Genomic DNA, 25,834 nt, shown 5'->3' with positions numbered 1-25,834 from the left:
TAGATTAAATCAAAGATCTAAGTGCAATGACCATGATGACCGCACCAAAGAGATAGCCGTCTATCCTATCCAAGATACCACCATGTCCAGGAAGTAGGTCACCAGAATCTTTCACACCTGCTTCACGCTTTAAATAAGACTCAAAAAGGTCTCCAAATACTGAAGCGATAGAAGTCACAAGTGTGACGATGATCGCGATCCATAACTCAACAACATAGAGCCCGGCAAAACTACCAGCGATGGTTGCAACAGTGATACCACCAAATACACCTTCGAGTGTTTTGTTTGGAGAAGTGTCTGAAAACTTAGTTTTACCTATAGCTTTCCCAGTGAAAAATGCACCTACGTCTGTGAGTGCTACAGTAACAAGGAGCCAGAACATAGACGCGATACCAAAGTCCTGATAGAGGATAAGGAAAAAGAGTATCCCACTCACCGGATAAAGGAAAGGGAGTAGCAGTCTTTTGTCAAAATTATGAAAATAGGCAAGAGAAGAGGCAAATATGACAGCCATAAAGAAGAACAGATCATCAGGATTTGGGTAGAAATATGCCACGAGCCACAGGACTATCGCCCATACATACATCGAAGGTCCTGTAAGTTTAAAAAGTTTCATCGCTTCATAAAAAGCAAAGATATACACCACACCCAAAAAAGCCCACATAACAAAAAAGTTATCGACCCAGCCGATGAATCCTACAAGTGCCAATAAACCAATGCCTGTAAGCCATCGTGCTTGATAGTCTGTAAAAATTTTTATCATCATCATTTCCTAGTTTTTTAAATGAAGAATATTATAGCACGCTTTGGATTAGAAGGGACTAGACTCTTATTTCTACACCCTCTTTGGTAACAGAGATCGTGTTATATTTGTTGTATAGCACGTTGGATCCCTCTTGTACTTTGACAAACTTTCGTTTTGTGTAGTCAACTTCATAATCACCAGGGTTTTTAACAGAAAAATCTACACAGAGTTTTGCAGCAGCTTGTATCACTGAGTCTGGAAGGTTTTGTTTATCGGTTCTGATGATCACATGGGAAGAGGGCACATCACGGATGTGCATCCAGAGATCGTTGGCTTTTGCCAGGGAAAGTAGTTTTTGGTTTTCATTACTGTTCCTCCCAACAAAGACTTTGTAATCTTCTATCCAGAACAGTTCTCCCTCTCTGAGCTTCTCTTTTTTACGTTGCGATTTTGCACGTTTTGGCACAAGAAGTTCGAGTTCGTAAGGTTCTTTCGCCTGTTCTAGTGCATAGTAAATGTTGTCATAGAAGTCTTTTTTGCTTTGGAGGTTCTCTTTTTCCATGTGAATGTTCTTGGCTTTATTTTTCGCCCGTTTGGCAAGATTGAAAAAATAGTCGCTCATACGATTCACTTTGATATTTTTAGGCAGTTTGAGACTGATCTCGTTTCCCTCAAAATCATAGGTCTTTAGTTGGGTGTCATAGGGCTTTATCTGATAGAGGTTTGCCAGGATGAGATTTCCATAGCTGTTGTATTCTTTGGCTTGAAGTTCAAGACTCTCTTCATTGGGTAATTTCTTCAGAAGCTGATCAAGTTTTTGACTTTTTTTGGCCGTAAGAGAAAGTTTTTGTTTTTTTAACTCTAAAAGTTTTTTGGCTTGTGTCTGGCGATATTGTTCTTCAAGAAAGGCATCTATATCAACGATCTCTTTTTCCTCTTCATCACGCTCAAAAGGAGGAATGGGGAGAAGTTCCAATCCTGGGCGTATCACACGAAAAGAGCTATCTGCATCAATGTGTCTGAGGGCTTCGATAATGACTTCGTTTTCATCGATAAGTATAGCATTGGTATTTTTCCCTGTAAATTCAAGCTGCAAGTAGATGATCTTATCTTTATAAGAACTTTTAGGTGCCAGGGTAAAACGTAAAATACGATCCCCATTTGGTACCTCTACTGCAATGAGTTTGCTCGCAGCCATGAGGGAATGAAGCAGGGTATCAAAAGGTGCATTGTAGCCTTGAAGCGGCCTTTGTGAAGGGGCTTTGTAAATGAAGCTGTGCCCTCTGGTCATGTTGAAAAAATAGCTGTCAGACTTGTCAAATACCAACTCCAGAGTATTGTCCTCAATACGTCTTGCACGGCTGATAAATGTAAAGTCGTTCAGACGTTTGGCGATAGCTTTGAGTTCGTATAATTTCATTCTGATCTTTCTAATAAATAGTTATAGAATTCTAGCATAATTTTATTTCGCTATAATTCGCGTAATATTTATATACATTATGCAGAACGAAGGACAACCTATGGCACAAACTATGACAGAAAAGATCTTTTCAGAACATGCAGGACGTGAAGTACATGCGGGAGAGATCGTTAGAGTGGAGATCGATATGATCATCGGGAATGACATTACGACCCCTATCTCCATTAGAGCATTTGAAGAGTCTGGGGCAGAAAAAATGGCCAGACCGGACAACTTTTGTATCGTGATGGATCACTATATACCGGCAAAAGATATCGCCTCAGCAAATCAGGCTAAGATCTCTAGAGATTTTGCCTATAAGCATGATATGAAGTACTTTTTTGATGAAAAAGATATGGGTATCGAGCATGCCTTGCTTCCTGAAAAAGGACTTGTGCTTCCTGGAGATGTGATCATCGGTGCAGATAGCCACACGTGTACGCATGGAGCACTTGGTGCTTTCTCAACAGGTATGGGAAGTACAGACCTCTCTTTCGGAATGATCACGGGTGGAAACTGGTTTAAAGTTCCTGAGACGATCAAAGTAGAGTTGACAGGTAAACCGGGTAAACACATTTATGGAAAAGATATTATTCTAGAACTTATCCGCCAGATAGGTGTGGATGGCGCATTGTATAAAGCTATTGAGTTTACAGGTGAAGCGATCCAGTATCTTGGTATGGCAGACAGATTTTCAATCGCGAATATGGTCATCGAAGCGGGTGCTAAAAATGGTATCTTCGCAGTAGATGATGTAACATTAAAATATCTTGAAGAGAGAAAAGAAGCCAATGGCGGACTAAGAGCTGAACCTAAGATCCATGTTTCTGACTCAGATGCTGAGTACTGTCAAGAGATCACAATAGACACAGCAGCACTTTCACCAGTCATTGCGTATCCTTTCTTACCATCAAACGGTAAACCTGTAGAACAAGCCGTAGAAGACGACTTGAAAATAGACCAGGTGATGATAGGTTCATGTACGAATGGACGCATAGAAGATCTACGTATCGCAGCAGAGATCATGAAAGGCAAAAGAGTTGCACGTCATACACGTATGATCGTGACTCCTGCGACACAAAAGATACTCCTTCAGGCACAACACGAAGGTTTGATGGAGATCCTTATTAATGCAGGTGCAGTGGTTTCTAACCCTACGTGTGGTGCATGTTTGGGTGGATATATGGGTATCTTGGGTGATGGCGAGCGCTGTGTCGCGACAACCAACCGTAACTTCGTAGGCCGTATGGGTGCCAGAACTTCTGAGATATACCTGGCAAATTCAGCTGTGGCTGCCGCTTCTGCTATAGCAGGGAAGATCGTGGATCCTAGAGATATCTAGAACCCTGCATTGGGATCAAACCCAAATCCTCCACCGCCAAAATCTGGCGTGCCAAAACTTTGTGTAGCAAAAGAAGGATCATCGTAGCCTTCTTGCACAGAGCGTCCTCTTAACATAGTGATATCCATCTTCGGGTCTATCCCTTTTGGACATACAGCTGTACATTCTCCACATAAAGTACAATCCCATACACCATTGGTTTGAATGTTATCTATGATGTTTTTTGCATCACCTTCACGTTTATCTGTACTGTAGCGGTAGGCTCGAGTGAGTGCAAAAGGCCCAAGAAAATCAGGGTTTACTGCATAGACAGGACAGGCAGAGTAGCATGAGTCACAGAGTATGCAGTCAGTTTGTGTTTCACTAAGTTTTTCATCACTGTGTGTGAGGGAAGCCTCTTGTGAACTGTGCAGCCATGCCGTACTTTTAGAGAGGGTCTCTTGGGCTTTGTGTTTGTTTACTCTGAGGTCACGTAATACAGGATGATACTGAAGTGGTTCTATGATATCTCCGGGTTTTACTTTATAGGCACAGGCGAGCTCTTCTCTTCCGTTGACACGTACAGAACAGGTACCGCAAACTGATGCTCGACAGCCAGCTGAAAAGGTAAGTGTGGCATCTTGTGTCTCTTTAATGTAGGTCAAGGCATTCAAGAGAGGAATCTCTCCTGCAGGAAGTGTATAGAGTTGGTGGGTACTGGTCTCAGAGCGAAGAATTTTTATTTGCATGTTTCTTCCTTTTTCCACTGAAGGACAATATGTTTTTTTAGTGCGTCATCCTCATATTCAAATCCAACTTTGTAGTGTGCTCCACGGCTTTCATCTCTTGCAATGGCTGCAGAGATGATAGTGGGTGCCAGAATCAGGGCATTTTGAAACTCCAAAAAGTCGATGAGGTTTTGGTTATTTGTAGGGCTTTTATCTGCAATACCCATCTCTTTTTGGGTGGCTTGTATAGAGGTCACTTCATTGAGTGCTTCTTGGAGTTGATCATTTTCTCTGACAATGCCCACTTTTTCATAAAAAAGATTCCCTAGCATCTCTCTGTAGGGATAAAAATTCATATTTTTTTCTTGTGAGAAAAGTGCTTCTATCTTTGCCGTATCTTTTTGTATCTGGGTATCATCAGCGGGTTCAGAACTTGCATACTTAGCGTGTGTATAGGCATTTTTCCCTGTAAGTTTTCCAAAAGCCGTGATTTCGAGTAAAGAGTTTCCTCCCAGACGGTTAGCACCATGTACTTTGGCATTGGAACACTCACCCACAGCAAAGCATCCTTTGATCCCATTCACTTCCAGAGCATGATCTACGTCTATCCCACCCATAGTGTAATGCGCTACAGGCTTGATAGGGATAAGCTCTTTTGCCGGATCAACATGTTCATGCATTTTACATAGTTCCATCTCTTGCGGAAGAAGCTCCATGAGTTTCTCCTCTCCTAAATGGCGTACATCCAAAAATACACGTTGTTCTTCCTGCATTTGCGAGAAAATGGCACGTGCTACTTCATCACGGGGTTTGAGTTCATCTACAAAACGTTCACCTGATTCATTTACCAGATATCCACCTTCTCCCCTGGCACTTTCAGAGATGAGAATACAAGAGTGTTTGAGTGCCGTGGGGTGGAATTGTATGAACTCCATATCAGATACGGCTCCACCTGCACGCAGTACCGCAGCGACACCATCACCGGTAGAACCATAGGCATTGGTGGTAAATCCATGATAGAGTGAGCCATATCCGCCTGTTGCCATGACGACAGACTTTGCATGGATCTGTTTGATTTCACCTGTGCGGATATCTAAAAAAGTAGCGCCTTTGACTGTATCTTCTTGGATGATGAGATTAAGAAGATAGTGTTCGTCTAAAAAGTCTATCTCTTCTTTGAGACAAGTATCATACAGGGTGTGGAGTATTTTTAGTCCTGTGTAGTCTTGTGCATAACATGCACGTTTTGCGGAGGCACCACCCATTTGACGCTGGGCTATGGTCTGGGTACCGATCTTACCGTTATCCAGTCTTGAAAAAGGTACACCTAAACTTTCTAGCCATGCTATGGTTTCAGGTGCATCTGCACACATCTGTTTTACCATATCTTCATTACAAAGCCCGTGTGCAGACTTGATGGTATCTGCGATGTGAGAACTTACATGGTCTTCACCTACATTGCCAAGAGCGGCGTTCATGCCCCCTTGTGCCATAGTAGTTTGTGAGTTGGTAGGGTAGGTTTTACCTACGATGGTGACAGAGGCACCCTCTTTTTTTGCTGCAAGTGCAGCTGTGAGTCCTGCACCTCCTGAGCCGATGATCAGTACATCTACCATTATTTCTCCATAAATACGTGAATATTTTTTACAATACCTTCAAGAAGCTTCTTTCTCGCTTCGATACTTGCCCAAGCCATATGAGGAGTGATAAGGAGTCTCTCTTTGTGTTTGACTTCATTGAGTCTATTGTTCAACGTCATAGGCTCTTGTTCCAGTACATCTAACCCAGCATAGAATGTACGTCTGTCAAGTTCAAATGCCAAGTCTGTTTCATTGATGATCCCTCCTCTTCCCAAGTTTAAAAGAATAGCATCCTCTTTTATATAAGGCAGGTTGTTCTCATTGATAAGGTTATAGGTATCTTCATTGAGAGGGGCATGAATAGAGATGATATCACAGTCTCTGAGAATAAATTCTAGGCTCTGATGCGGGTAGGCATGATGTAGATTCTTCCCACTGGTCGAATGGTAACTTATTTCGGCTCCAAATGCAGTAGCTATCTTAGCGACCTCCTGTCCGATGGCCCCAAAACCGATGATTCCCCATTTTTTCCCGGAGATCTCATAAAATGGACGACTTACATCTGTAAAAAGTCCTGATTCAGTCCATGAAGTATTTTTGACAACAGCATCATAATAGGCCATTTTTTCAAGTAAATAGAGTGCCATGGCAAAGGTATGTTGTACAACACTTTTGGTTGAATATCCTGCAACGTTTTTGACTTCTATCCCTTTATATTTGGCAGCGGACAAGTCAACATTATTCATGCCTGTTGCTGCGATACAGATCAGTTTGAGTCTTGGTGTTTCTTCCATTATGTTAGCGGAAATAACGACTTTGTTTGTGATAACAATGTCTGCTACCTGGATGCGTTCAAGTGTTTCATCCGGGGAAGTAGTTTGATAGGAAATCACTTCTCCAAAGCTATTCAATGGGCTAAGGTCTAAGTCATCACCTAATGTTTTGGCATCAAGTATTACAATTTTCATAGGGTCTCCTTTAGGTTACAGTAGGGGTTTTATATCTTTATCTATCTCATCACGTAAAACAGAACGGACATTGACAGGTTTTCCATGTGTGTCTATGGCAACAAATTTGAATTCGGCTGAGGTGACTTCATATTCTTTATTTGTATCAAGGTTTTTTATTTCAACAGAAACATAGATCGTGATCGAAGTCGTTCCTATGGCAGTGATCTCAGTATAGATACTGAAAATGTCACCGTTATGGATGGGTTTTAAAAAATTGATTCTTGAAACGGTTACTGTTACAGCTGGAGATTTGATGATATCAGCTACAACGACACTTGCTGCTTTATCCATTTTGGACATCACCCAACCGCCAAATGCAGTTCCTCCGGGGTTGAGGTCTGTAGGGTAGGTTATTCCTTTAAGTGAGAGCTTTCTCATTTAGATTCCTCCATTGGTTTAACATTTACAATATACATTGTTTTCCTTACTGTGGAGGTATCTATTTTCATCTTACTTGTCTGAAATACTCTCTACGATCTGCGTTGCTCTTCTTTTTGCCTCTTCTACTTCGTCCAATACAAGGCTTACGGCCATACGACGCCCTACATGTGACTCCGGTTTGCCAAAGACCCTTACAAAACTGTCTTTTGTGAAGGCACTGTTCGGTACTTCAAGTGTAGGGTTATGGCTTTCATTTTTGGCTTTGTATGCACCACATGCACCTGAACCGTAAGTAGTGTAGTCCAGTGGTAGTCCAAGTACTGCTCTTATATGCAAGGCAAACTGGCTCTGGCTTTGTGTGATAAGTGTCACCATCCCTGTATCATGAGGACGTGGACTGAGTTCTGAGAAGTAGACTTCGTCATCTTTGACAAAGAACTCTACACCGAAGATACCACGGCCACCCAGGCCATCAGTCACTGCTTTTGCGATCTCTTGCGCTTTTTGAAGTGCTTCCGGAGTCATTTGCATCGGCTGCCATGAAAGGATGAAGTCTCCATCTTTTTGGACATGTCCGATGGCTTCACAAAATGTTGTACCTGTTTCGTTACGTACGGTTAAAAGTGTGATCTCATAGTCAAAAGGTACGAACTCTTCTACGATGAGTTCAGAGGCATCTCCTCGTGCTTCTTTGGCGATCTCCCATGACTGCTCTATATCATCTGCTGTTCTGGCAATACTTTGCCCATGACCAGATGAACTCATCACCGGTTTGATAACACAAGGGAAACCTATGCGTTCACCTGCAGCTTTCAATCCATCAAGTGTAGTGACAAATTCATACCCGCTTGTTTTTAGTCCTAGCTCTTCTGCAGCAAATACACGGATGTTCTTACGGTTCATTGTTTTGTTGACCGCTTCAGCATTTGGGATCACATGAAAACCTTTGGCTTCTGCTTCAAAAAGTGCTGCAATGCTAATGGCTTCGACTTCCGGTAAGATAAAACTAGGCTGCTCTTTTTCTATAAGTGCAAGTACGGCTTCTTTGTCTTGCATATCTATCGCATAAGAACGATTTGCTACAAGATGTGCAGGTGCATTCTCGTACTTGTCTACAGCAACCACTTCAATGCCTAGTCTTTGTGCTTCAATGGCAACTTCTTTACCCAGTTCACCAGAACCCAGGAGCATAATTTTAATAGCGTCTTTTTGTAATGTGGTCGTAAATGTCATTAAGAAAACCTTCGAGAAAATATGAGATCATTTTAGCGAAAAGTTGAATAATGTGTAATGAGTTAAGGGAAATTTGTAGCGGTTTGAATGAAAAAGTAAGTCGAGTAGCAGGGCTGATGCCCCACTGCTGTAAAAATTACAGTCTAGACTCGTATCTTCTAAGCATGAAGAGTTTTTTAAGGATTTTCTTGCGAGTTGCAATCTTTTCTTTTTTTCTCTTTTCAGTCTCAGTTTCGTGGTTTTGTCTAGCTCTAGCTTCTGTCACGATAAGGTTTCTATCACATTGTCTTTTGAATTTTCTATAAGCGTCATCAAAAGAGTCACGTTGTGTTAAAATAATTCCTGGCATCGAAAAGCACCCCCTTCCTTATCAAAATTTCCCGGTGCTAGACCAAGATAGATAAATATGAATGGGATTATATCGAGTTAGTATTAATTTGTGATAAAATAGAAGGAGTAGAAGGAGTTGAAATGCAAAAAGTATTTGAGAGCTGTTATACCTTGGATCGAAGATGTTATGAGACCTACGGACTAAGTGAAGATATCCTCATGGAGCATGCTTCAGCAGGGATGGCAAACTATATTCGTAAACATTTTCCTTTAGGTGCTTCGGTACTCGTAGTAGCGGGTACAGGAAACAATGGTGCAGATGGTATCGCATTGGCACGTCAGCTTCATGGTGATTATGAGATAAAGCTTTATATACCTTTTGAATTACATTCAGCGATGGCAAAAGTACAGCTTGAACGTGCCAGTTTTTTAGGACTTAAAACGGTAGATATATTACCCTCAGCAGACGTGGTAGTGGATGCACTTTTTGGTGCAGGGCTCAATCGAAATTTAGATGAAAACACACAACATATTTTGCATCAGCTCAATGCCATCAAAGCACATAAGATCGCTTGTGATATTCCTACTGGCGTAGGAGAGACGGGCATTCTTATGCCTATAGCATTTCATGCAGATGTGACCATATGCATGGGTGCATATAAAGAAGCTTTGTTTTTAGATGCATCTAAAGATGTGGTAGGTGAGGTGCTTCGTGTTGATCTTGGTGTAAGTTCACTTTTTTACGAAGGTCAAAGTCAAACGTGTTTGCTCGAAAGATCAGATTTGAAACTTCCAAGTCGAACACAGCAATCAACACATAAAGGAAGCTTTGGACATGCCGCTGTATTTTCTGGAGAAAAAGAGGGTGCAGGTATTATCTCTGGGATGGCCGCTGCTACATTCGGGGCTGGGCTTACAACATTGGTGGTACATGAAAAAGTCACCCCACCTCCTTACTTGATGCATACAACGGTTGTCCCGGATAATGCATCTGCTTTGGCCATAGGTATGGGGCTTGGGTGTCACTTTGAGAGTGAATTCATACAGAAGTATGTGGTCAAAAGCCATCTGCCTATCGTATTGGATGCAGACAGTTTTTATAATAAAGAGATCTTATCTGTGTTGGAACAAAAAGACAGAGAGATAGTCATTACCCCACACCCTAAAGAATTTGTCGTGCTGTGGAAGATACTCACAGGTGAACAACTGACTGTGACACAGGTACAAAACAAACGATTTGAGATGGTACGAATGTTTAATGCCAAGTATCCGCATATTACCCTCCTTCTTAAAGGTGCCAATACACTTATCATGCAAGAAGAGAGACTTTACATTAATGCATTAGGATGTTCTAAACTCAGTAAAGGAGGCAGTGGAGATGTACTTTCAGGTTTGATCGTTTCATTACTTGCACAAGGATATACTGCACTTGATGCAGCCATTCAAGGTTCTTTAGCTTTAGTGATGGCAGCGGAACAGTTTGAAGGGTCTTCTTATGCGATGTTACCTACAGATCTGGTGGAAGAAGTGGGGAAATTAGAGTGTGCTGTTAAGGGCTAAAACGCTACAATACGATCATTATAAGTATCATTATACAAGGCAGGGAAGTATTCAATGGCAAAGCGTAAAAAAATAGCCGTACTTTTTAGTGGCAAAGGAAGTAACTTTGCACATATTGTCAATACTTTACACCAAAAAGAGTGTGATGTTGTCGTCGCTTTGACAAACAACCCGAATGCCGAAGGCATAAAGGTCGCTGAAGAAGCATCTATCCCTCTTGAGATCATAGATTCAAAAGCCTATGAAAGCCGTGAATCCTTTGATACTGTGGTGGTCGAACGACTGCAGCAGTACAGCCCGGAGTTGACAGTACTTGCAGGCTTTATGCGCATCTTGACACCTCTCTTTACAGAGCAGATCAAAAGTATCAACCTCCATCCTTCTCTACTTCCAAGACACAAAGGGCTCAATGCCATAGAAAAAAGTTATGAGGATGAACATACCCATGGTGGTGTGAGCGTACACTATGTGACTTCTGAACTTGACGGAGGAGAAGTGATCTTACAAAAAGAGGTTGCTAAAGAGGGCTTGGATCTTGAAGCGTATGATGCAAAAGTACGGAGAGTTGAAAAAGAAGCACTGGAAGAAGCCATCAGGATAGTACTACTTTAAATTTTAACAGTATATCTGCAACTGTATTGCGCACCTTTAGGTGATAATGTGCTTTCGTAAAGACTTATCTCAGGAAGTATGACTCCCAAAGATCTTTCACGATAGGTTTTGAGTTTCTCTTTATAGGCTTTATAGTCATATATGGTTTTGATACGACACAGGGTCATGTGTGGTTTAAAACGGTAAAGGTCAAAGCCTGAGTCTCTGAATTCTCTTGCTGTGTCGTAAAGTGCTTTCTCTTCCGATTTAGCAAAAAAGACTCTCGGCGGGCGGCCAAAATACCCCAATTCTCTTATATTGATGGTATTTGTGAATGGAGATATCTCTTTAAGTTTGTCGATGAGAGGCTTATCATCATCTACTTCACCTAGAAATATCCAGGTGAGATGCAGGTTTTGCTCTTCTACCCATTTCCCTTCTATGATACCTTTGAAGTCTTCTTGTATGGAGGCATAGTCATCTAGGATGATAGGCGAAGCGATGAAGAGTCTCATAGGATTCCTTTGTAGCGATTGAACTATACTATTTTGACATACTTTTTTACTTTTACCTTTAGTGTGTGATATAATTAAAATAAAAAGAGGGTTATTATGGATGAAGTTGAAACAAACAGACGTGAGAGACCAGGATTATCAAGAGCACTCTATACGATCTTATATTTGATCATAATCAGATTGATCTCGATGGTGCTTTTTGTGATCGCTATTACACAATATATTTATAGTTGGTTAAGCGGTGAGCCTAATGAAAAGATATTGTATTTTACAGAAAGTTTGGCCGGATATAGTAAACAATTGGTTTCTTATGTCGGTTTCAACACAGATGAAAAGCCATGGCCAATCGGAGACTGGCCGGATAATTAAACAGCGAAGCTAAAAAGAGTATAAAGTAACATAGAGAAGAGAACCCTGTGCTATAATTCCGCAATAATTATCAAAGAGGAAAACAGATATGCAGCATTACAACGACGATAAAAATAAAGCGGGTGCCAAAGTCCTCTTTATGCTTGTACAGATGGTGGTGCTCGCTATGGTGTACATTATTATATATACTTCGTTTGTAGCAGTAGGATATGCTATAGAAGAGTATGGGATCAGCCCTGTAATGTATTTTCCTGTATTTATGGCGTTGGTTATTTTTCCTATCCTACTTTACAAATACAGACAAATGTTCAATGCCGGTAAAATGCTAGCAGCGTTTATATGGATGATGGCTACAGCTTCTTTGACCATTGTTCTGCTGTATGTGTATGTCGCACAAATTACAGGCTAGTTCCTCTCTTTGATACGACTCTTTCTCAAAGGCCTAAAAGATCAAAATCTAATCCATTGTTCTCACATCTAAAAAACTCCCACTTTCATAATTTAAAAGTTTAGGAAATGTAGCTATAAGATGCTTGGCTGCTTCTTGAGGTGTTTGTATATGACTCTCTTTAAGTTTTTTGGCTGAAGGAAATAGTTCATCATTCACGTCATCTATAATATGTTGAACCATAGAGGTACGGATGATACCTGGTGCGAGTGCAGTAAAATGAATTTCCGGCAACTCTTTGGCATAGACCTTCAGTAACATATTGAGACCAGCCTTAGAGAGTGAATAGGCTCCCCAGCCTTTGGATCCATTGACTGCAGCACCTGAACTAATACCCACGATCTGTTTTACCTGTGCATATGCATAAAGGGAATCGATAAGCTCTTTGTTCGCCCAGACATTGACTTCCATGACCTCTTTAATATCAGACAATTCTGTCTTACCGAGTGTTTGTATGTCACCTAAAACACCGGCATTGAGGATAACGATGTCGAAGGCATGGTGTTCAAGAAATTCTTGAAGTGTAGATCGGATCATAAAGGTTTCACTCAGGTCATAGGGGAAGAAGAAAAAATGGGGATAATGGTCAAGTTTTTTTGGGATGGTTTTACCTATGGCATAGACGGCGTAACCCTTTTCTAAATATTCTTTTGCCAAGGCTTCACCCAGTCCTGAACTCACACCAGTGATCAGTATATTTTGCATGATGTAATCCTTTTGTAATACATTTGCTCATTTGATATGATATAATTATAACAAAAAGTGAAAGTCCCACTAAAGGTGAAGGTTTCATAGAACTTTTTGAATTAAACAAAGGATAGAAATGAGTAACAAAGAAGCAAAAACTTTAGATGAAAGAATTGATCGTATTTATAAGATGGCAGAAGAGCACTTTGGTGAGGTACGTTTTGTAGGAATTAAAAGACATGCTAAGATCGGTTGGGTTGCCAAGATACAATTTGATGAGTTTGAATCTCTTGTAGCAGAAGGTGAAGATGCTATTGATGCACTGAAAACACTGCGTAAACGTATTTCAAAGATCATAGACCGTTATAATATGGTATGAACATTGAAAAATAATATTATCCTTATTGGTTTTATGGGTGTAGGAAAAGGTACTACAGCACGCGCATTTACTAAAAAATACGGTACCTATATCATTGATACAGATGATCTTATAGAATCCAAAGAAAAAAAAGAAGTCAAAAAGATCTTTGCTAAACATGGGGAAGCCTATTTTAGAGCACAGGAACAGGAAGCTGCCAATTGGATAGAAGAGTGTGTGACAGGAACTTTGATCTCTTGCGGAGGCGGTTTTTATAAGGTGGATAATCTTAAAAAATTGGGTACAGTCGTCTTGCTTGATGCCTCATTCGATTGGATACATAACCGCTTGAAAACTGCGAAAAATGCTAAAAATAAATTAGCAAAACGTCCGCTTTTTGCACAAGAAAAAGAGGCTAGAAAACTCTATGAAGAGCGTGAAAAAGCCTACAGAAAATTAGCAGATGTAGTGATAGATGTTGAAAATCTTACCTTGGATGAACAACTAGAAAAAATTGCTAAAAAGTGCAAGATCTAATTCTCTTTTTGTTGTAGACTCCAATAATCCAACCCTTTATATACAGCGGTCAACAACCCAAATATGAGCATGGTACTACCCATGCAGTAGGGTGCCTGTTCTATAAATGGTGCAGGAGATTGTGAAATCGTAACAATAACATATCCCCAAAGTAAAAATGCTATAAGCCCCAAAGCTCTTTTTGTCCATATGATAAGCGAGAGTGTCGTTTCTTTTTCCATACGCTTATTTTATCCAAATTCGATATAATTCTAGCAATTAAACTCAGAGAGTATAGATGCAAAGATTTGAAACATATCTAAATGAAAACTTACCTAAAGTACCAAGTTTCCATCCAGTGTATGAAGAAGCACTGGGTACGATGCTTACTGCTGGTGGGAAACGTTTTCGTCCTATGTTGCTTTTAAATATTGTTGATGCTTATGAACCGATGCTTTATAATGGTGCTTTACCTATAGCCCTTGCACTTGAAATGTTCCACACCTACTCTCTCATACATGATGACCTTCCTGCAATGGATGATGCAGATCTACGCCGTGGACATCAGACTTTACATAAACGTTTTGATGAGGTGACCGCGATACTTGCAGGAGACGCATTGAACACGGATGCTTTCTATCTGATCGCTAAAGCACCGCTACGTGAAGATATTAAGATCAAACTCGTAGAGTTACTTGCCCGTGATGGCGGTGGTCGTGGTATGGTACTTGGTCAGGCAATAGACTGTTATTTTGAAAATACGCCACTTGAACTTGAACAAGTGAAAACACTGCATAAAAATAAAACAGCCAAACTCATAGCGGTATCTTTACAGATGGGAGCCGTTATCGTAGGACTTGAGCAAAAAGTCCAAGATGCACTTTATGATTTTGGTATTGATCTGGGACTGCTTTTTCAGATACAAGATGATATTATAGATGAGACACAGAGTGAGGAAGAAGCGGGGAAGACCACAGGAAATGACGGTGATAAAAATAGCTTTGTCAATCTTTTAGGACTAAAGAAGACTGTTGAAGAGGCAGATACTTTGGCAAAAGATTTACAAAGACGATTTGAAAGCTTTGATGAGAAGTTACAAACAGCTTTACAACCCTTGATGAACACATATCTATACAGACATAATTAAAGGAAAAACAATGGCAATGACAGAGCAAAACATTATGCGTAAAAAAATGGCAAATACTATCCGGTTTTTAGCGGCTGATATGGTACAAAAAGCAAACTCAGGACACCCTGGGGCACCTATGGGTCTTGCAGATATCGCAGTAGTTTTGAGTGAAAAACTGAGCCATAATCCTAAAAATCCAAAATGGCTTAACCGTGACCGTTTGGTTTTCTCAGGTGGACATGGTTCTGCACTGATCTATTCACTTTTACACCTTTGGGGGTACGATGTATCTCTTGATGATCTGAAAGCGTTTCGCCAGCTTGACTCTAGAACTCCAGGGCACCCAGAGTATGGGCATACAGATGGTGTGGAGATCACTACGGGTCCTTTGGGGCAAGGTATCGCTAATGCTGTTGGTTTTGCGATGTCAGAAGCGTATACAGCTAATCAGGTAAACTCTGAGACTTGTGAATTGATAGACCATAAAGTCTATTGTCTGTGTGGAGATGGTGACTTACAAGAAGGTGTCTCATACGAAGCGTGTGCACTGGCTGGACATTTAGGGCTTAAAGATATGGTACTCATCTATGATAGTAACTGTATTACGATCGAAGGTGATACAAGCATTGCCTGGAGTGAAGATGTTGCGAAGCGTTTTGAAGCACAGAACTGGAACGTGATGAAGATCAACGGGCACTGCTATGATGACATCGAAAAAGCGTTAGAAGAAGTAAAAACAGCAACGAAGCCTACGATCATTATTGCAAATACGATCATCGGTAAAGGTGCAGGTGACATGGAAGGGTCTCATCATACGCATGGTGCACCTCTTGGAGATGCTATCATCGCGGAGTCAAAGGCGAAAGAAGGGTTTAACCCGGATGAAACATTCCAAATTCCTGAAGATGTTTTACTAAGATTCAGATGTGCTTTAGAGCAGGGTGAACTTGCAGAGAAAGAGTGGATACACAGACAAAAAGAAGCACCGCTTATAGAACAGAATGTAGCTCTGGAAAAACTTTTAAATCCAGATTTTTCTGCTATTGAGTTCCCAGATTTTTCTGGAGACGCAGCGATGGCAACAAGAGATTCAAACGGTAAAATACTGAATGCTATTGCAACAGCTGTTCCTTCTTTCCTTGGGGGTTCAGCAGACCTTGCACCATCAAACAAAACAGAGTTAAAAGATATGGGAGACTTCCCTAAAGGAAGAAACCTGCACTTTGGTATCCGTGAGCACTCTATGGCTGCCATTACGAATGCGATGGCATTGTATGGTACAACGATTCCATTCAATGCGACATTCTTTGTATTCTCTGATTACCTTAAACCATCGGCTCGTATTGCAGCACTGACAAACATCCAAAACTTTTTTGTATGGACACATGACAGTATTGGCGTAGGTGAAGATGGTCCTACACATGAGCCTATTGAGCATATCTCTCAGTTTAGAGCATTGCCAAACTTTTATGTATGGAGACCGGCAGATGCAACCGAAAACGTAGAAGCGTGGAGAACAGCACTCAGTATGCAAGCACCGCACGGTTTTGTACTCAGTCGTCAAAAACTTAAAACACTCAAGCCAAAAAGAGATTTTGGTGACGTCAGTAAAGGTGCATACATTGTCAAAAAAAGAAAAGATGCGAACTTTACACTGATGGCTTCAGGTTCAGAATTGATGCCTTGTCTAAAAGCAGCATGTCACCTAGCCGTACTTGGCATTAAAGCAAATGTTGTCTCTGTACCATGTCTTGACCTCTTTAACGAGCAAGATGCAGAGTATAAAGCAACTGTGGTTGACCCAAGTACAAAAGTACTGGCAGTCGAAGCAGCAACAGCTACAGAATTCTACCGTTATGCAGATGATGTACTGGGTATGGAAAGCTTTGGAGCATCAGCACCGGCAGACCTGCTTTTTGAGAAGTTCGGATTTACGCAAGAAGGTATTATGAAACGTGCATGTAAATTGATGGATGTGGAGTATAGAGAAGTGGAACTTGGAGAGTGTAAGCTCTAATCTTTTTTATACCTTGCATTCGAAACCTTCAGGTTTTAAATGCAAGGATAATTTAAATAGCTTCTTTAATTAAACCTTGAAAATATAAGTAAAGGTATTGATATGATCTTCCGAATCAGCATTATAGTAGATATTGTTCTTTTCACAAATTGTTTTTACCATATTTAAGCCCAACCCTAAACTACGCTTGGCGGTATTGGCTTCTGTGTAATTTTTATCAAATAGTTTGGAGATATCAGCAATGTTTTTCCCCTCCGAGATGAATTGTAAGATGATCTCTGACTTGATCCTTTCCAGCACGATTTTTATCTCACTTTTGTCACTACTGTGTTTTATAGCGTTTGAGAGGTTATTGTCTATCAGTCTTTCGAGTTCAGTATCATTCATAGTGATGTGTATATTGTTGGCAATGTCGGTAGATATCGTTTTATGATTGGCATCTGCAATCACTTCAAAAAAATCTATTCTTTCATGAAGAAAGTCAGTAAAGTCGATCTTTGTGACTTTATATTCCATTGTATCATGAGTGATGATATAGGAGAGGTCTTCATAGGAGTTTGAAAGCATATTGATGGCTGAATTTATTTGTGTAATATAAGGAGAGACTTGCTCTTTGGTTTTCATCTCTATAAGTGAGGAGTTCGTCATAATGACTGATAAAGGGGTTCTTATTTGGTGCACCATATCGGCGATGAACTGTTTGTTTTCATCCAGTAAATGTTGATTCTTCTCTATCTGATCTTGAAGTTTTGAATACAATTTATTGTATTTATCTGCCAAGATACCAAACTCATCTTTTTTTCTGAGCAAAGCTTCATCATTGATTTTTACTTCATCTTCAAAATCTTGTGTAATAGTAGTGATGGGAATGTAAAAATTATATTTTATAAAAAAATACAAAAGAAGCATTAAGATGATCAGAGTAAGACCTACCAAGACAAAAATATTTTCATTCTCTTTCCATTGTGCCATATGGTCACTGATATCAATTTCCAGTTTCATCACAAAATTATTATAACCAAGCGATGGAGCATTTTCTTTGCTGAGTAGAGGGATATAAATATTTACTATACCTTCGTTTTCGTATTCATTGGCTCTTAGAATGGAATTTTGTCGTTTAGTAAGGATGATCTTATTCTCTGTAACACGATTTAAAGGGAATTTTTTTAGTGCATCGTTCCATTCTTTTTTGTTACTAATGGATTTTGTGTTAAGTATATCTTCATAATATTCTTCATTAGAGCTTGTACTTCTAATACGGAAAAGATTTATTTTGTTTTTCGTATGCTTAGAAATATTTTCGATTCGAGTACGCAATGTATTGTAGCTAGTAGGATCAATAAAAGCCATTTCAAGATATATTTCATCATTTACTCTGGCACAAGAGTACATTTTGAATGCAGAATCCATATAGTCTATAGCAACTTTCTTTGCAATGTGTATCTCATTGTCTTTGGAAGCTTTGTCTAAATCCATTTTCCCATCAGGTATCTTTTTAAAATCAAGCCCAATATCTTTTTTAAAGGTCCCATCAATGATCACATAATTTTTATCTATCAGAAAAAGATCTATATCTATAAATTGAAAATTAAAATGTGACCGTATTTTGTTTTTTAAATGAGCTAAAGAGATATTTTTATCTTTTTTAAATTCATCTAGCGCTGCACGGTGAATGTGAGTGATCATGTTCTTTTTCTGATTAAATGTTGTGTATGTGTCTTCTAGTGCAGAGGTCAATAGTAGTTTATTAATATTAATACTCTTCGTGAGTTCCTGCTCCAAGTCATTTTGACTATGTTTTTTAAAATTAGTGTATAGTACCCATAGAAAAAGGGTGAATGTGAGTATGATAAAAAGTTGTGTGAGATAAAGTTTATTTTTGAGCTTCAATCATATACCCTTCTCTTATCTTTGTTTGTATTATATCAAAAGGGAGTTTTTTTCTCAGTTCACCAAGTAATTGTCGTAAAGGATAGGATTCCTTCACCTCTCCTTCCCATACATAATCATAGATCACATCATTGGGAACAATGCTATTGAGATGTTTCATGAGTATGGCACAAAATCGTTTCTCTTTATATCTTAATCGAATGTGCTTGCTTTTATAAAAAAACTCTTCTTTATTTGGATTATAATAGAAATCTTCAGCTAAAGTGATCTTTACAGGATTTTTGTGAGAGAGTAAATTCTCGATACGTATATCCAGTTCTTTTAAATGAAATGGCTTTTTAATGTATTCACTACACCCATTTTCAAAGGCTGTAGCAAAATTCTGTATCTCTAAAGAAGCGGTAATGATGATGATCGGAGTATCAATATTTGTTTTCCTGATGTGCTTGAGTATCTCTAATCCATTCACATGAGGAACATTGATATCAATAATATAGAGATCGAATGATCCATTGTCTATTTTGTCAATGGCTTCTAGTCCGTCTTTGGTACTCACTACATCAAATGATTTGATCTCGCAAAACTCACTTATGGCGGTATTCAGTTGGGCATCATCTTCTATTACTAATACATTCATATCTATAGTATAGTATAAAAGATGTCATATTTATGTCATATTTAATTTTAAAAAACCTGACAAAAACCTGACATTTTATCGTTATAGTGTCAATATTAAATAGTTGTAAAGGAGAATTGGACAAGATGACATCTATTCAGCAAACGTTATATGGTCAATGATACAAAAGAACTTAACCAAAGATTTAGCAGCATTTGCTTTTATGCAAAATCCTATAGCGATGCTTATTTTAGATGAGAATGCTACAGTTCTCAATATAAACTGTGCTTTTGAAAAGCTTACGGGATACAACGAAATAGATTGTCTTGGAAAACCTATATCCTTTTTTGACTCTGATAGAAATGAGATATCTTTGCAAAAAACCTTAGCGTCAAAAGATGAATACAATATAGAAATATATATACATTGTAAAAACGATACACATATGTTGGTACGTGCACATACAAAAAATATGATTCACGATGAGGAGCAGTATACTGTCTTTACGTTGGAAGATATTATGGAAGAAAAAAGATTGTTGGAGCATTATCAGCATTTGGCAACACATGATTCTTTAACAGGACTGCCAAATCGTGTTTTACTAGAAGATCAATTTAAAATGGCAGAGTATAGAGCAGATAGGCATCAGCAAAAAATGGCTCTACTTTTATGTGATATCAATGGTTTCAAAGCTTATAATGATAAATATGGGCATGATTTTGGCGATAAAGTTCTACGGAAAGTAGCGAAAAGATTGGAAGAGTTGCTGCGACGTAATGATATCGTTTCGAGATATGGGGGAGATGAGTTTGTATTGATCCTTGAAGATATCGCATATAGTGATACCATTGCTCAGATAGTGATGAACATAAAAGCTGTTTTTCCTATTACGGTGATGCATGGTGACACAAGGTGTGAGATCAGTATGAGTATAGGAAGCGCTTGCTACCCTATTGACGGGAAGAGTTTTCATCAGCTTATACAAGTAGCTGATAGAAATATGTATCAAGAGAAAAAACACTTTTATAGAGAAGATTAAAGCTTCCACTCCAAAGAGAGATAGTAGGAACGTCCTTGTGCCGGATAACCATATCTCCATTCGTAAGATTCATCAAGTATATTTTTAATACCCGCTCTACATTGCGTTGAGTCAGAGACTTTATAGGCAATTTGTGTATCTAGAAGATGATAGGTATCCAGTTTGATCTGTTCATCACTATAGGTAGCGGAGTTAGGACTGTACCTGGACCCAATATACTGATAACCCAGATAGGCGTTCCATTTTTCACTCAAGCGAAGTGTGTCCTCGAGCTTAAATTGATGTAAGGGGATCAATTCAATGGAGTCACCTTCATTGTCTTGCGTATGGGCATAGGCATAAGATACACGGAGATGATGTTTATTAAAGTAAGTACTGTTGACACGAATCTCTGCACCATAATGTTCTGCCTCTTCACGATTGATATACCCATTATCACGATAGATGATAAGATCATCTATATCGTAATAGTAGAGTGACAGGTCAATAGAAGTATTTTTCGCAAGATCATGTTGATATCCAAGAGTGTACTGCATACTTTTTTCTGGTTTCAGATCAGGATTGGCATTGACCCAAGGGAAAAAGGTGAACATCTCTGACATAGTTGGCATACGGCTTTTCTTCGCTATGCCACCATACATTACACTTTGGTCCTGCGTATAAGTGATCTTCACTTGTGCATCATAGGTATTTTTATCATCAGGAGATTTTGTTGCGCTGGCCTCTGCAGACTTTTTGTTCTGCATGAGTGCAGCAGATAAGCCACCCTCTAGTTGCCAGGCACTATTTAAGATCCATAAATGTAAAAAACTGAGTTTAAAAGTATCGACTTGAGACTTTGCTGTCTCAAGATCACCGCCACGTCTGATATGTTCATTCTCTTCTGCCTGAAAGATGAACGTACTGGTATGAGCATCTTGCATTTTAACGGCTCTGATCACTGTTCCCAAACGTGCATCATCATAAGTGACTGGAGGCCAACTAGTTTGGTACGCAGGGTCATTATATATTTTATAGATATCCTCATAGTCATCATAATAGGCTCTAATGCTTAACTTCAGATCGTCTGTGACATAGTCACCATAGAGATAAAAACTGTTTAGGTCTTTTCGGTCTAGTCGTGCATAGGCATCCCAGACTGGAGCATTCAGATCGGTATATACATTTGGCGGTACACCATACTCTGCCCTTGTGAGACTTACTTTTGCTGCCAGATGGATCTGGTCATCAATGAAAATACCACTTTTTATAGAAATATTTTTTTGATCTTTATCACTGTTAAGACGCTTTCTTGTATCTTGAAGTAGGGTGGTGCCATAATCACTTGAAAGTGTATAATCTGATCTATGATAGTAGTTGGCATCTGCTTGAATATATACATTGTCTGTGATACTCCCAACATAAGCATGATAATATTCATCATCACTTGAGATGAGTACATTTGCTGCACTCTCAAATACTTTGGCTGGTGTTTTGGAAGTGATCTCTACTTGACCACCTATGGGAGAGACGCCTAAGGAGGAAGTACCTGAGCCATCATTGATCTGAAGTGCTGCATGGGTCATGGTGAATTTGGTATCTGTAAAACCATTCACATTTCGATACAAGGGGATGCCATCTTCTACATACTCGGTATTTTTAAAGTCAAGTCCTCGAAAAGATATGCCTTCTTCACCTTTATCTCCCATCACAACACTAAAGGAAATATCTTGTTCGAGTCTTTCCTGCAGGGAAACACTGGCTGTTTCCATCGCTTCATCTTCACTCAGTATAAAAGAGTTTGAAGTAAGATATGTTTCTTGAATGTTTATGGGATCAAGGGTGATAGTATTTGACCAGAGAAACGTGCTTACAAAAGAAACGATAAAGGCAGTACGAGTTAATTGAGTAAGTATTATAGTTATTCCTGTTGCTTTTATAACAGTTTAACACATTAAAAAAAGAATAAATATCCAAAAACGGCATATTGGTATTTTTGGAGTGTATGTAGCTACTTATGGTAATGCTTTTTTGATATAAGTGTAGTTACGTATTTATTTAGGAGGGCAGACAAAATATCTCATGTTAATACTTTGCAGTGGTTTGCTCCATCCCATGCAGTAGGTCTTATCTACATTTTGTATAAGTGTATACGCCTCTTCAAAATAGTGTTTAAGCACCGCTTCTATGTTTTCAGGGTTACCTTCCGTTTCTACGATCCATACAAAGGTCAGTTTTTTTAGCTGATGTACTTCTTTTCTTTTACGGATGATGGCGCGTAAAGTTGCTTCCGCTTCGCATGCAGAAGTATCCCTTTCTAGTACGCTCACATCTATGACAGCTTCGAGTCCCTCAACACTTTGTATCTTTTTCCAATAGTCATGCTTGAATTTGTTGAAAAATAGAGGCTTGGGAATGGTTTTGGTTTGGGCCACGATGTAGTTGACCCTCTGGATGCAAGAAGGTGCATTTGTTACTATCTTTTCAATCTGTGCATCATCATAGGTACAAGGGGTAAACCCCTCTTCATCTATGAGGTTGTTTTGTGTGAAAAAATCGAGGGTAGAGGGGTCTTTGATCCTCGTTTTTTCATGTACTATCGCTACAGGATAGTCTTTGCTCCATCCATAGCTACTCTCATCAAAGAGCAGATGTAAAGTCTCTTTCATCTGGGTGGAAGAAGGTGCTTTCTGGAGCACTTCTTGAATCTCCTTAATGAGAGGCGTAAGCATTAGCTTAACATCCCTCGAATCTCATCTTCATCTATCATATCTTTTTCATATTTGATGACAGCGATATTTTCTGTTTCATTCACATAACTCTCTACGATCGCTTCATGACTGGTTAGGGAAGAGACTCTTTCACGGTCAAATATATCTAGAGAAAGATAGACATTTCCTCTGTTATTCGGATTTGGCATCGTCGCTACCCAGATGAACCATATTACAGAGATGATGGCTACAACAACAGCAAGTGTTGACCTGTCATAGTGTTGCATAAGCCAACCTGCAAGTAGACCTCCTAAGAAAATACCTACATAGGCAAAGGTATTAGCGACACCAAGTGCTGCACCTTTTTGGTGTACTTTGGCAAACTTGGCAACAAAGCTTTGCAAGAGTGGTTCAAACATATTGAATCCAATGAAGAAAAGAACCACACCGACGACAAAGACCCAAGCAGAGCTTGCAAATCCCATAGCTAAGAAACCTAAAAAGATGACAGAAACAGAGATCATAAAGATCTCTTTACCTTTGCCGTACTTCTCTCCAAATATCGCTGCTGGAGCCATAGCAAAGAAACCAAAGATCATCGCAGGGAAATAGACTTTCCATAATTCAGCTTTTTCCCAGCCAAAACCACCTTCAGTGAGCTCTTGTGTCATCACAAGAGGGATGATGAAAAATGCCATGGTCATAATGGATGAGTGGAAAAGAAATGTGATATACATACGTGTCAGAGACTTGTCTTTAAAGACCTCCACCATCTTGGATTCTTCTTCTGCATAGCTGTGTACAATAGTTGGCGGTTGAGGCACAGCTGTAAACAAGATACCTATCGCCATCACTGAAAGAATGGCAGTGATCCAAAAGAGTTTGTCTATTCCCCAGTTACCGCCTACAATAGGTGCAATGATCATTGCAGCAGCAAAACTGAGTGCAATGGTACCACCCATGATAGCCATGGCATGTGCACGCTGCTCTTCTTTTACCAGGTCTGCTACCATTGCCGATACCACAGAACCGATCGCTCCTGCACCTTGGAGGAAACGTCCGATAAGAAGCATGTAAATATTGTCACTCAGTGCAGCGATCACTGAACCGATAATAAAGATGATGAGACCAAAAAGTAACGTTTTTTTACGTCCTATTTTGTCACTGACCAGTCCGAAAGGTACTTGAAATGCTGCTTGAGTAAGAGCATATCCCCCTACAACAAGACCTGCAAGAAATGGTGTTGCTCCTTCCAGCTCAAGTGCATAGATGGAGAGAACAGGGAGGACAATGAAGAGTCCAAAAAATCTCAGTCCTACAATAAGACTGAGTGGGATGATCTGTTTAATCATAGTGATACCTCTATTTAGATAAAATTTGTCTCATTATATAACGAAATATTTAAGAGTAGATAATAAAGGTGAAGATCTGTTATCTCTTCTTAAAGAAGAAGTAACAGTGAAAGCAATTTTCACAGACCTTCATATTGTGAAAAGGAGATTAGTTATGCGTATTGTTTTAGCGACAGGGAACAAAGGAAAACTACGTGAGTTCAAGCATATGTGTCAAGATGAAGTGGTGGCTTTTTCTGATCTTTTGGGTGAGTTTGATATCGTAGAAGACGGAGATACATTTGCTTCCAATGCCCTCATCAAAGCACGTACGATCTATGAGAAATTAGGTGAAGAGTACTTGGTGATATCTGATGACAGCGGTATCTCTCTACCGATACTAGACGGTGCACCAGGGATCTATTCAGCACGTTATGCAGGGGTAGGTGTTACAGATAAAGATAATCTGTATAAACTCATAGAGACAATGAAAGAAAAAGGTGTAAGAGCTACGCCTGCATATTATACTGCTGCAATCGCTATTGTCTCCAAGTATGGAGAGTATGTCGTACATGGCTGGATGCATGGGGATGTCATAGATGAAGCTAGGGGAAATAAAGGGTTTGGGTATGATCCAATGTTCATCCCAGCAGGATTTGATAAAACACTCGGTGAGTTGGATGATGATGTGAAAAAAAAGATATCACACAGAGCACAGGCATTGAAGTTGGCACAACCGATCATACAAATGTTAAAGGGTAAATAATGAAAAAACAATTTATGGAAGACTTACAAGCCATTTATGATGAGTTGCAAACAAGACAGGCAGGTCTTAATGCCTATTATGACCTTTTAGATGAGGGACATGACAGGGCCAATAAAGTAGTAGAAGCATTTCTGAGCCTCATAGATATCCCTAGAGATGATGATTCTACGATGGCGGCACTTACACGTATTGTGAATTTGCGTGAAGATGCTTTGGAGCAGGTATTGGAAAAAAATGGCTGTTCTAAAGAAGAGATAGCGACGAAAAAAGAGTTAGCATACGGTTTTGTAAGTACGATGCATATTACGCGTCATGAAAATTTTATTGCATGGGTAGAGGAGAAGCAACTCCTTACACCTTTTTACCGTTCATTGATGTTGGGTGTACATCATGTAGGGGTGATGTTAAGTGTATGGCAGAGCCACTGGACACATCACATTATTCACAGTGTAAACCTTGAACTCTCCGAACTTTTTAATGGGGATGATGCCAAAGTCTTTGAGATGCTTCAGAGTGAGTCTTTGC

At 39.6% G+C, this 25,834-nt stretch carries 27 protein-coding genes and 1 pseudogene; 12 read left to right on the top strand and 16 right to left on the bottom strand.

Going from position 1 to position 25,834, the window contains the following annotated elements:
• Positions 1 to 4: 4 nt before the first annotated feature.
• Both WBM70_RS10640 and WBM70_RS10635 read right to left on the bottom strand, forming a co-directional pair.
• Positions 5 to 763: a phosphatidate cytidylyltransferase gene (locus tag WBM70_RS10640; RefSeq protein ID WP_424558484.1), complete on the bottom strand. Its 759-nt coding sequence runs from the start codon at positions 761 to 763 to the stop codon at positions 5 to 7.
• A 58-nt stretch (positions 764 to 821) separates the two neighbouring features.
• Positions 822 to 2,165: an NFACT RNA binding domain-containing protein gene (locus WBM70_RS10635; RefSeq protein ID WP_424558483.1), complete on the bottom strand. Its 1,344-nt coding sequence runs from the start codon at positions 2,163 to 2,165 to the stop codon at positions 822 to 824.
• Positions 2,166 to 2,265: 100 nt separating this feature from the next.
• Between WBM70_RS10635 and leuC the strand changes: the two genes are divergently transcribed.
• Positions 2,266 to 3,546 (top strand): 3-isopropylmalate dehydratase large subunit, encoded by a 1,281-nt coding sequence (gene leuC / locus WBM70_RS10630; protein ID WP_424558482.1) that lies wholly within the window; start codon positions 2,266 to 2,268, stop codon positions 3,544 to 3,546.
• Here the strand turns inward: leuC and WBM70_RS10625 are convergent.
• The 6 genes from WBM70_RS10625 to rpsU all read right to left on the bottom strand — a co-directional run bounded on the left by WBM70_RS10625 (position 3,543) and on the right by rpsU (position 8,806).
• Positions 3,543 to 4,274 carry a succinate dehydrogenase/fumarate reductase iron-sulfur subunit gene (locus tag WBM70_RS10625; RefSeq protein ID WP_424558481.1) on the bottom strand — a complete coding sequence of 244 codons (732 nt, stop codon included), beginning with the start codon at positions 4,272 to 4,274 and terminating at the stop codon, positions 3,543 to 3,545. The genes leuC and WBM70_RS10625 overlap by 4 nt on opposite strands.
• Positions 4,265 to 5,869, bottom strand: a complete 1,605-nt coding sequence (locus WBM70_RS10620) for an FAD-dependent oxidoreductase (RefSeq protein ID WP_424558480.1) — start codon at positions 5,867 to 5,869, stop codon at positions 4,265 to 4,267. Before WBM70_RS10620 ends, WBM70_RS10625 begins: the two co-directional genes overlap by 10 nt.
• Positions 5,869 to 6,801 carry a D-2-hydroxyacid dehydrogenase gene (locus tag WBM70_RS10615; protein ID WP_424558479.1) on the bottom strand — a complete coding sequence of 311 codons (933 nt, stop codon included), beginning with the start codon at positions 6,799 to 6,801 and terminating at the stop codon, positions 5,869 to 5,871. Before WBM70_RS10615 ends, WBM70_RS10620 begins: the two co-directional genes overlap by 1 nt.
• A 15-nt stretch (positions 6,802 to 6,816) precedes the next feature.
• The gene (locus tag WBM70_RS10610; RefSeq protein ID WP_424558478.1) at positions 6,817 to 7,221 is read right to left on the bottom strand and encodes an acyl-CoA thioesterase; all 405 of its coding nucleotides are present in this window, start codon (positions 7,219 to 7,221) and stop codon (positions 6,817 to 6,819) included.
• Positions 7,222 to 7,293: 72 nt separating this feature from the next.
• Complete coding sequence (gene purT / locus WBM70_RS10605; protein WP_424558477.1) at positions 7,294 to 8,457, bottom strand: formate-dependent phosphoribosylglycinamide formyltransferase; 1,164 nt, start codon at positions 8,455 to 8,457, stop codon at positions 7,294 to 7,296.
• A gap of 136 nt (positions 8,458 to 8,593) precedes the next feature.
• On the bottom strand, positions 8,594 to 8,806 hold the full coding sequence (gene rpsU / locus WBM70_RS10600) for a 30S ribosomal protein S21 (protein WP_309494262.1): 213 nt from the start codon (positions 8,804 to 8,806) through the stop codon (positions 8,594 to 8,596).
• A 122-nt stretch (positions 8,807 to 8,928) separates the two neighbouring features.
• Between rpsU and WBM70_RS10595 the strand changes: the two genes are divergently transcribed.
• The gene (locus WBM70_RS10595; RefSeq protein WP_424558476.1) at positions 8,929 to 10,347 is read left to right on the top strand and encodes an NAD(P)H-hydrate dehydratase; all 1,419 of its coding nucleotides are present in this window, start codon (positions 8,929 to 8,931) and stop codon (positions 10,345 to 10,347) included.
• Between the two features lie 54 nt (positions 10,348 to 10,401).
• Positions 10,402 to 10,959, top strand: coding sequence for a phosphoribosylglycinamide formyltransferase (purN, locus tag WBM70_RS10590; RefSeq protein WP_424558475.1), 558 nt, complete (start codon positions 10,402 to 10,404; stop codon positions 10,957 to 10,959).
• Here purN and thpR read toward each other — a convergent pair.
• Positions 10,956 to 11,453, bottom strand: a complete 498-nt coding sequence (gene thpR, locus WBM70_RS10585) for an RNA 2',3'-cyclic phosphodiesterase (RefSeq protein ID WP_424558474.1) — start codon at positions 11,451 to 11,453, stop codon at positions 10,956 to 10,958. The two genes, purN and thpR, sit on opposite strands and share 4 nt — an antisense overlap.
• Positions 11,454 to 11,549: 96 nt before the next feature.
• Here thpR and WBM70_RS10580 point away from each other — a divergent pair, with 96 nt between their 5' ends.
• On the top strand, positions 11,550 to 11,822 hold the full coding sequence (locus WBM70_RS10580; RefSeq protein WP_424558473.1) for a DUF4389 domain-containing protein: 273 nt from the start codon (positions 11,550 to 11,552) through the stop codon (positions 11,820 to 11,822).
• Positions 11,823 to 11,910: 88 nt separating this feature from the next.
• Complete coding sequence (locus WBM70_RS10575; RefSeq protein WP_424558472.1) at positions 11,911 to 12,231, top strand: hypothetical protein; 321 nt, start codon at positions 11,911 to 11,913, stop codon at positions 12,229 to 12,231.
• 48 nt (positions 12,232 to 12,279) lie between these two features.
• On the opposite strand, the gene WBM70_RS10570 is transcribed toward WBM70_RS10575, so the two are convergent.
• On the bottom strand, positions 12,280 to 12,975 hold the full coding sequence (locus WBM70_RS10570; RefSeq protein WP_424558471.1) for an SDR family NAD(P)-dependent oxidoreductase: 696 nt from the start codon (positions 12,973 to 12,975) through the stop codon (positions 12,280 to 12,282).
• 118 nt (positions 12,976 to 13,093) lie between these two features.
• Between WBM70_RS10570 and WBM70_RS10565 the strand changes: the two genes are divergently transcribed.
• Positions 13,094 to 13,336, top strand: a complete 243-nt coding sequence (locus WBM70_RS10565; RefSeq protein ID WP_424558470.1) for a hypothetical protein — start codon at positions 13,094 to 13,096, stop codon at positions 13,334 to 13,336.
• Between the two features lie 3 nt (positions 13,337 to 13,339).
• The gene (locus tag WBM70_RS10560; RefSeq protein ID WP_424558469.1) at positions 13,340 to 13,852 is read left to right on the top strand and encodes a shikimate kinase; all 513 of its coding nucleotides are present in this window, start codon (positions 13,340 to 13,342) and stop codon (positions 13,850 to 13,852) included.
• On the opposite strand, the gene WBM70_RS10555 is transcribed toward WBM70_RS10560, so the two are convergent.
• A complete protein-coding gene (locus tag WBM70_RS10555) occupies positions 13,849 to 14,073 on the bottom strand; it encodes a hypothetical protein (RefSeq protein WP_424558468.1) in 225 nt (74 codons plus the stop codon). The two genes, WBM70_RS10560 and WBM70_RS10555, sit on opposite strands and share 4 nt — an antisense overlap.
• A gap of 56 nt (positions 14,074 to 14,129) precedes the next feature.
• On the opposite strand from WBM70_RS10555, the gene WBM70_RS10550 reads away from it, so the two are divergent.
• Together WBM70_RS10550 and tkt are read left to right on the top strand one after the other, a co-directional pair.
• Entirely contained in the window at positions 14,130 to 14,978 is an 849-nt protein-coding gene (locus tag WBM70_RS10550) for a polyprenyl synthetase family protein (protein ID WP_424558467.1), read from the top strand.
• A gap of 10 nt (positions 14,979 to 14,988) precedes the next feature.
• Positions 14,989 to 16,977: a transketolase gene (gene tkt, locus WBM70_RS10545; RefSeq protein ID WP_424558466.1), complete on the top strand. Its 1,989-nt coding sequence runs from the start codon at positions 14,989 to 14,991 to the stop codon at positions 16,975 to 16,977.
• Positions 16,978 to 17,046: 69 nt separating this feature from the next.
• On the opposite strand, the gene WBM70_RS10540 is transcribed toward tkt, so the two are convergent.
• Both WBM70_RS10540 and WBM70_RS10535 read right to left on the bottom strand, forming a co-directional pair.
• Complete coding sequence (locus tag WBM70_RS10540) at positions 17,047 to 18,867, bottom strand: sensor histidine kinase (RefSeq protein WP_424558465.1); 1,821 nt, start codon at positions 18,865 to 18,867, stop codon at positions 17,047 to 17,049.
• Positions 18,851 to 19,504, bottom strand: coding sequence for a response regulator transcription factor (locus WBM70_RS10535; protein ID WP_424558464.1), 654 nt, complete (start codon positions 19,502 to 19,504; stop codon positions 18,851 to 18,853). Before WBM70_RS10535 ends, WBM70_RS10540 begins: the two co-directional genes overlap by 17 nt.
• 157 nt (positions 19,505 to 19,661) lie before the next feature.
• On the opposite strand from WBM70_RS10535, the gene WBM70_RS10530 reads away from it, so the two are divergent.
• Entirely contained in the window at positions 19,662 to 20,522 is an 861-nt protein-coding gene (locus tag WBM70_RS10530) for a diguanylate cyclase domain-containing protein (protein ID WP_424558463.1), read from the top strand.
• On the opposite strand, the gene WBM70_RS10525 is transcribed toward WBM70_RS10530, so the two are convergent.
• From WBM70_RS10525 to WBM70_RS10515, 3 genes are all read right to left on the bottom strand, one after another.
• Positions 20,519 to 22,273 carry a TonB-dependent receptor gene (locus WBM70_RS10525; protein WP_424558462.1) on the bottom strand — a complete coding sequence of 585 codons (1,755 nt, stop codon included), beginning with the start codon at positions 22,271 to 22,273 and terminating at the stop codon, positions 20,519 to 20,521. The genes WBM70_RS10530 and WBM70_RS10525 overlap by 4 nt on opposite strands.
• A 282-nt stretch (positions 22,274 to 22,555) precedes the next feature.
• On the bottom strand, positions 22,556 to 23,233 hold the full coding sequence (locus tag WBM70_RS10520; protein ID WP_424558461.1) for a hypothetical protein: 678 nt from the start codon (positions 23,231 to 23,233) through the stop codon (positions 22,556 to 22,558).
• Positions 23,233 to 24,564, bottom strand: a complete 1,332-nt coding sequence (locus WBM70_RS10515; protein WP_424558460.1) for an MFS transporter — start codon at positions 24,562 to 24,564, stop codon at positions 23,233 to 23,235. Before WBM70_RS10515 ends, WBM70_RS10520 begins: the two co-directional genes overlap by 1 nt.
• A gap of 154 nt (positions 24,565 to 24,718) precedes the next feature.
• On the opposite strand from WBM70_RS10515, the gene rdgB reads away from it, so the two are divergent.
• Both rdgB and WBM70_RS10505 read left to right on the top strand, forming a co-directional pair.
• On the top strand, positions 24,719 to 25,309 hold the full coding sequence (rdgB, locus tag WBM70_RS10510; protein ID WP_424558459.1) for an RdgB/HAM1 family non-canonical purine NTP pyrophosphatase: 591 nt from the start codon (positions 24,719 to 24,721) through the stop codon (positions 25,307 to 25,309).
• Positions 25,309 to 25,834: pseudogene (locus WBM70_RS10505) on the top strand (invasion protein); the annotation flags it as partial. The gene rdgB and the pseudogene WBM70_RS10505, both read left to right, overlap by 1 nt.

Origin of the sequence: Sulfurovum sp. (assembly GCF_049668085.1) — a bacterium.
GTDB lineage: Bacteria > Campylobacterota > Campylobacteria > Campylobacterales > Sulfurovaceae > Sulfurovum.
Note: the sequence above shows the minus strand (reverse complement) of the source record. Positions and strands in the feature narration are given on the sequence as shown.

What these genes read in the sequence shown, in the direction of transcription:
- tkt (WP_424558466.1), top strand. Translation starts at nt 14,989, where the DNA reads ATGGCAATGACAGAGCAAAACATTATGCGTAAAAAAATGGCAAATACT.
- thpR (WP_424558474.1), bottom strand. Translation starts at nt 11,453, where the DNA reads ATGAGACTCTTCATCGCTTCGCCTATCATCCTAGATGACTATGCCTCC.
- WBM70_RS10565 (WP_424558470.1), top strand. Translation starts at nt 13,094, where the DNA reads ATGAGTAACAAAGAAGCAAAAACTTTAGATGAAAGAATTGATCGTATT.
- rpsU (WP_309494262.1), bottom strand. Translation starts at nt 8,806, where the DNA reads ATGCCAGGAATTATTTTAACACAACGTGACTCTTTTGATGACGCTTAT.
- WBM70_RS10530 (WP_424558463.1), top strand. Translation starts at nt 19,662, where the DNA reads ATGATACAAAAGAACTTAACCAAAGATTTAGCAGCATTTGCTTTTATG.
- WBM70_RS10610 (WP_424558478.1), bottom strand. Translation starts at nt 7,221, where the DNA reads ATGAGAAAGCTCTCACTTAAAGGAATAACCTACCCTACAGACCTCAAC.
- WBM70_RS10520 (WP_424558461.1), bottom strand. Translation starts at nt 23,233, where the DNA reads ATGCTTACGCCTCTCATTAAGGAGATTCAAGAAGTGCTCCAGAAAGCA.
- WBM70_RS10535 (WP_424558464.1), bottom strand. Translation starts at nt 19,504, where the DNA reads ATGAATGTATTAGTAATAGAAGATGATGCCCAACTGAATACCGCCATA.
- WBM70_RS10580 (WP_424558473.1), top strand. Translation starts at nt 11,550, where the DNA reads ATGGATGAAGTTGAAACAAACAGACGTGAGAGACCAGGATTATCAAGA.
- WBM70_RS10595 (WP_424558476.1), top strand. Translation starts at nt 8,929, where the DNA reads ATGCAAAAAGTATTTGAGAGCTGTTATACCTTGGATCGAAGATGTTAT.
- WBM70_RS10625 (WP_424558481.1), bottom strand. Translation starts at nt 4,274, where the DNA reads ATGCAAATAAAAATTCTTCGCTCTGAGACCAGTACCCACCAACTCTAT.
- WBM70_RS10570 (WP_424558471.1), bottom strand. Translation starts at nt 12,975, where the DNA reads ATGCAAAATATACTGATCACTGGTGTGAGTTCAGGACTGGGTGAAGCC.
- WBM70_RS10555 (WP_424558468.1), bottom strand. Translation starts at nt 14,073, where the DNA reads ATGGAAAAAGAAACGACACTCTCGCTTATCATATGGACAAAAAGAGCT.
- WBM70_RS10635 (WP_424558483.1), bottom strand. Translation starts at nt 2,165, where the DNA reads ATGAAATTATACGAACTCAAAGCTATCGCCAAACGTCTGAACGACTTT.
- WBM70_RS10615 (WP_424558479.1), bottom strand. Translation starts at nt 6,801, where the DNA reads ATGAAAATTGTAATACTTGATGCCAAAACATTAGGTGATGACTTAGAC.
- WBM70_RS10575 (WP_424558472.1), top strand. Translation starts at nt 11,911, where the DNA reads ATGCAGCATTACAACGACGATAAAAATAAAGCGGGTGCCAAAGTCCTC.
- leuC (WP_424558482.1), top strand. Translation starts at nt 2,266, where the DNA reads ATGGCACAAACTATGACAGAAAAGATCTTTTCAGAACATGCAGGACGT.
- WBM70_RS10525 (WP_424558462.1), bottom strand. Translation starts at nt 22,273, where the DNA reads ATGGAAACAGCCAGTGTTTCCCTGCAGGAAAGACTCGAACAAGATATT.
- WBM70_RS10550 (WP_424558467.1), top strand. Translation starts at nt 14,130, where the DNA reads ATGCAAAGATTTGAAACATATCTAAATGAAAACTTACCTAAAGTACCA.
- WBM70_RS10620 (WP_424558480.1), bottom strand. Translation starts at nt 5,869, where the DNA reads ATGGTAGATGTACTGATCATCGGCTCAGGAGGTGCAGGACTCACAGCT.
- rdgB (WP_424558459.1), top strand. Translation starts at nt 24,719, where the DNA reads ATGCGTATTGTTTTAGCGACAGGGAACAAAGGAAAACTACGTGAGTTC.
- WBM70_RS10640 (WP_424558484.1), bottom strand. Translation starts at nt 763, where the DNA reads ATGATAAAAATTTTTACAGACTATCAAGCACGATGGCTTACAGGCATT.
- purT (WP_424558477.1), bottom strand. Translation starts at nt 8,457, where the DNA reads ATGACATTTACGACCACATTACAAAAAGACGCTATTAAAATTATGCTC.
- WBM70_RS10515 (WP_424558460.1), bottom strand. Translation starts at nt 24,564, where the DNA reads ATGATTAAACAGATCATCCCACTCAGTCTTATTGTAGGACTGAGATTT.
- purN (WP_424558475.1), top strand. Translation starts at nt 10,402, where the DNA reads ATGGCAAAGCGTAAAAAAATAGCCGTACTTTTTAGTGGCAAAGGAAGT.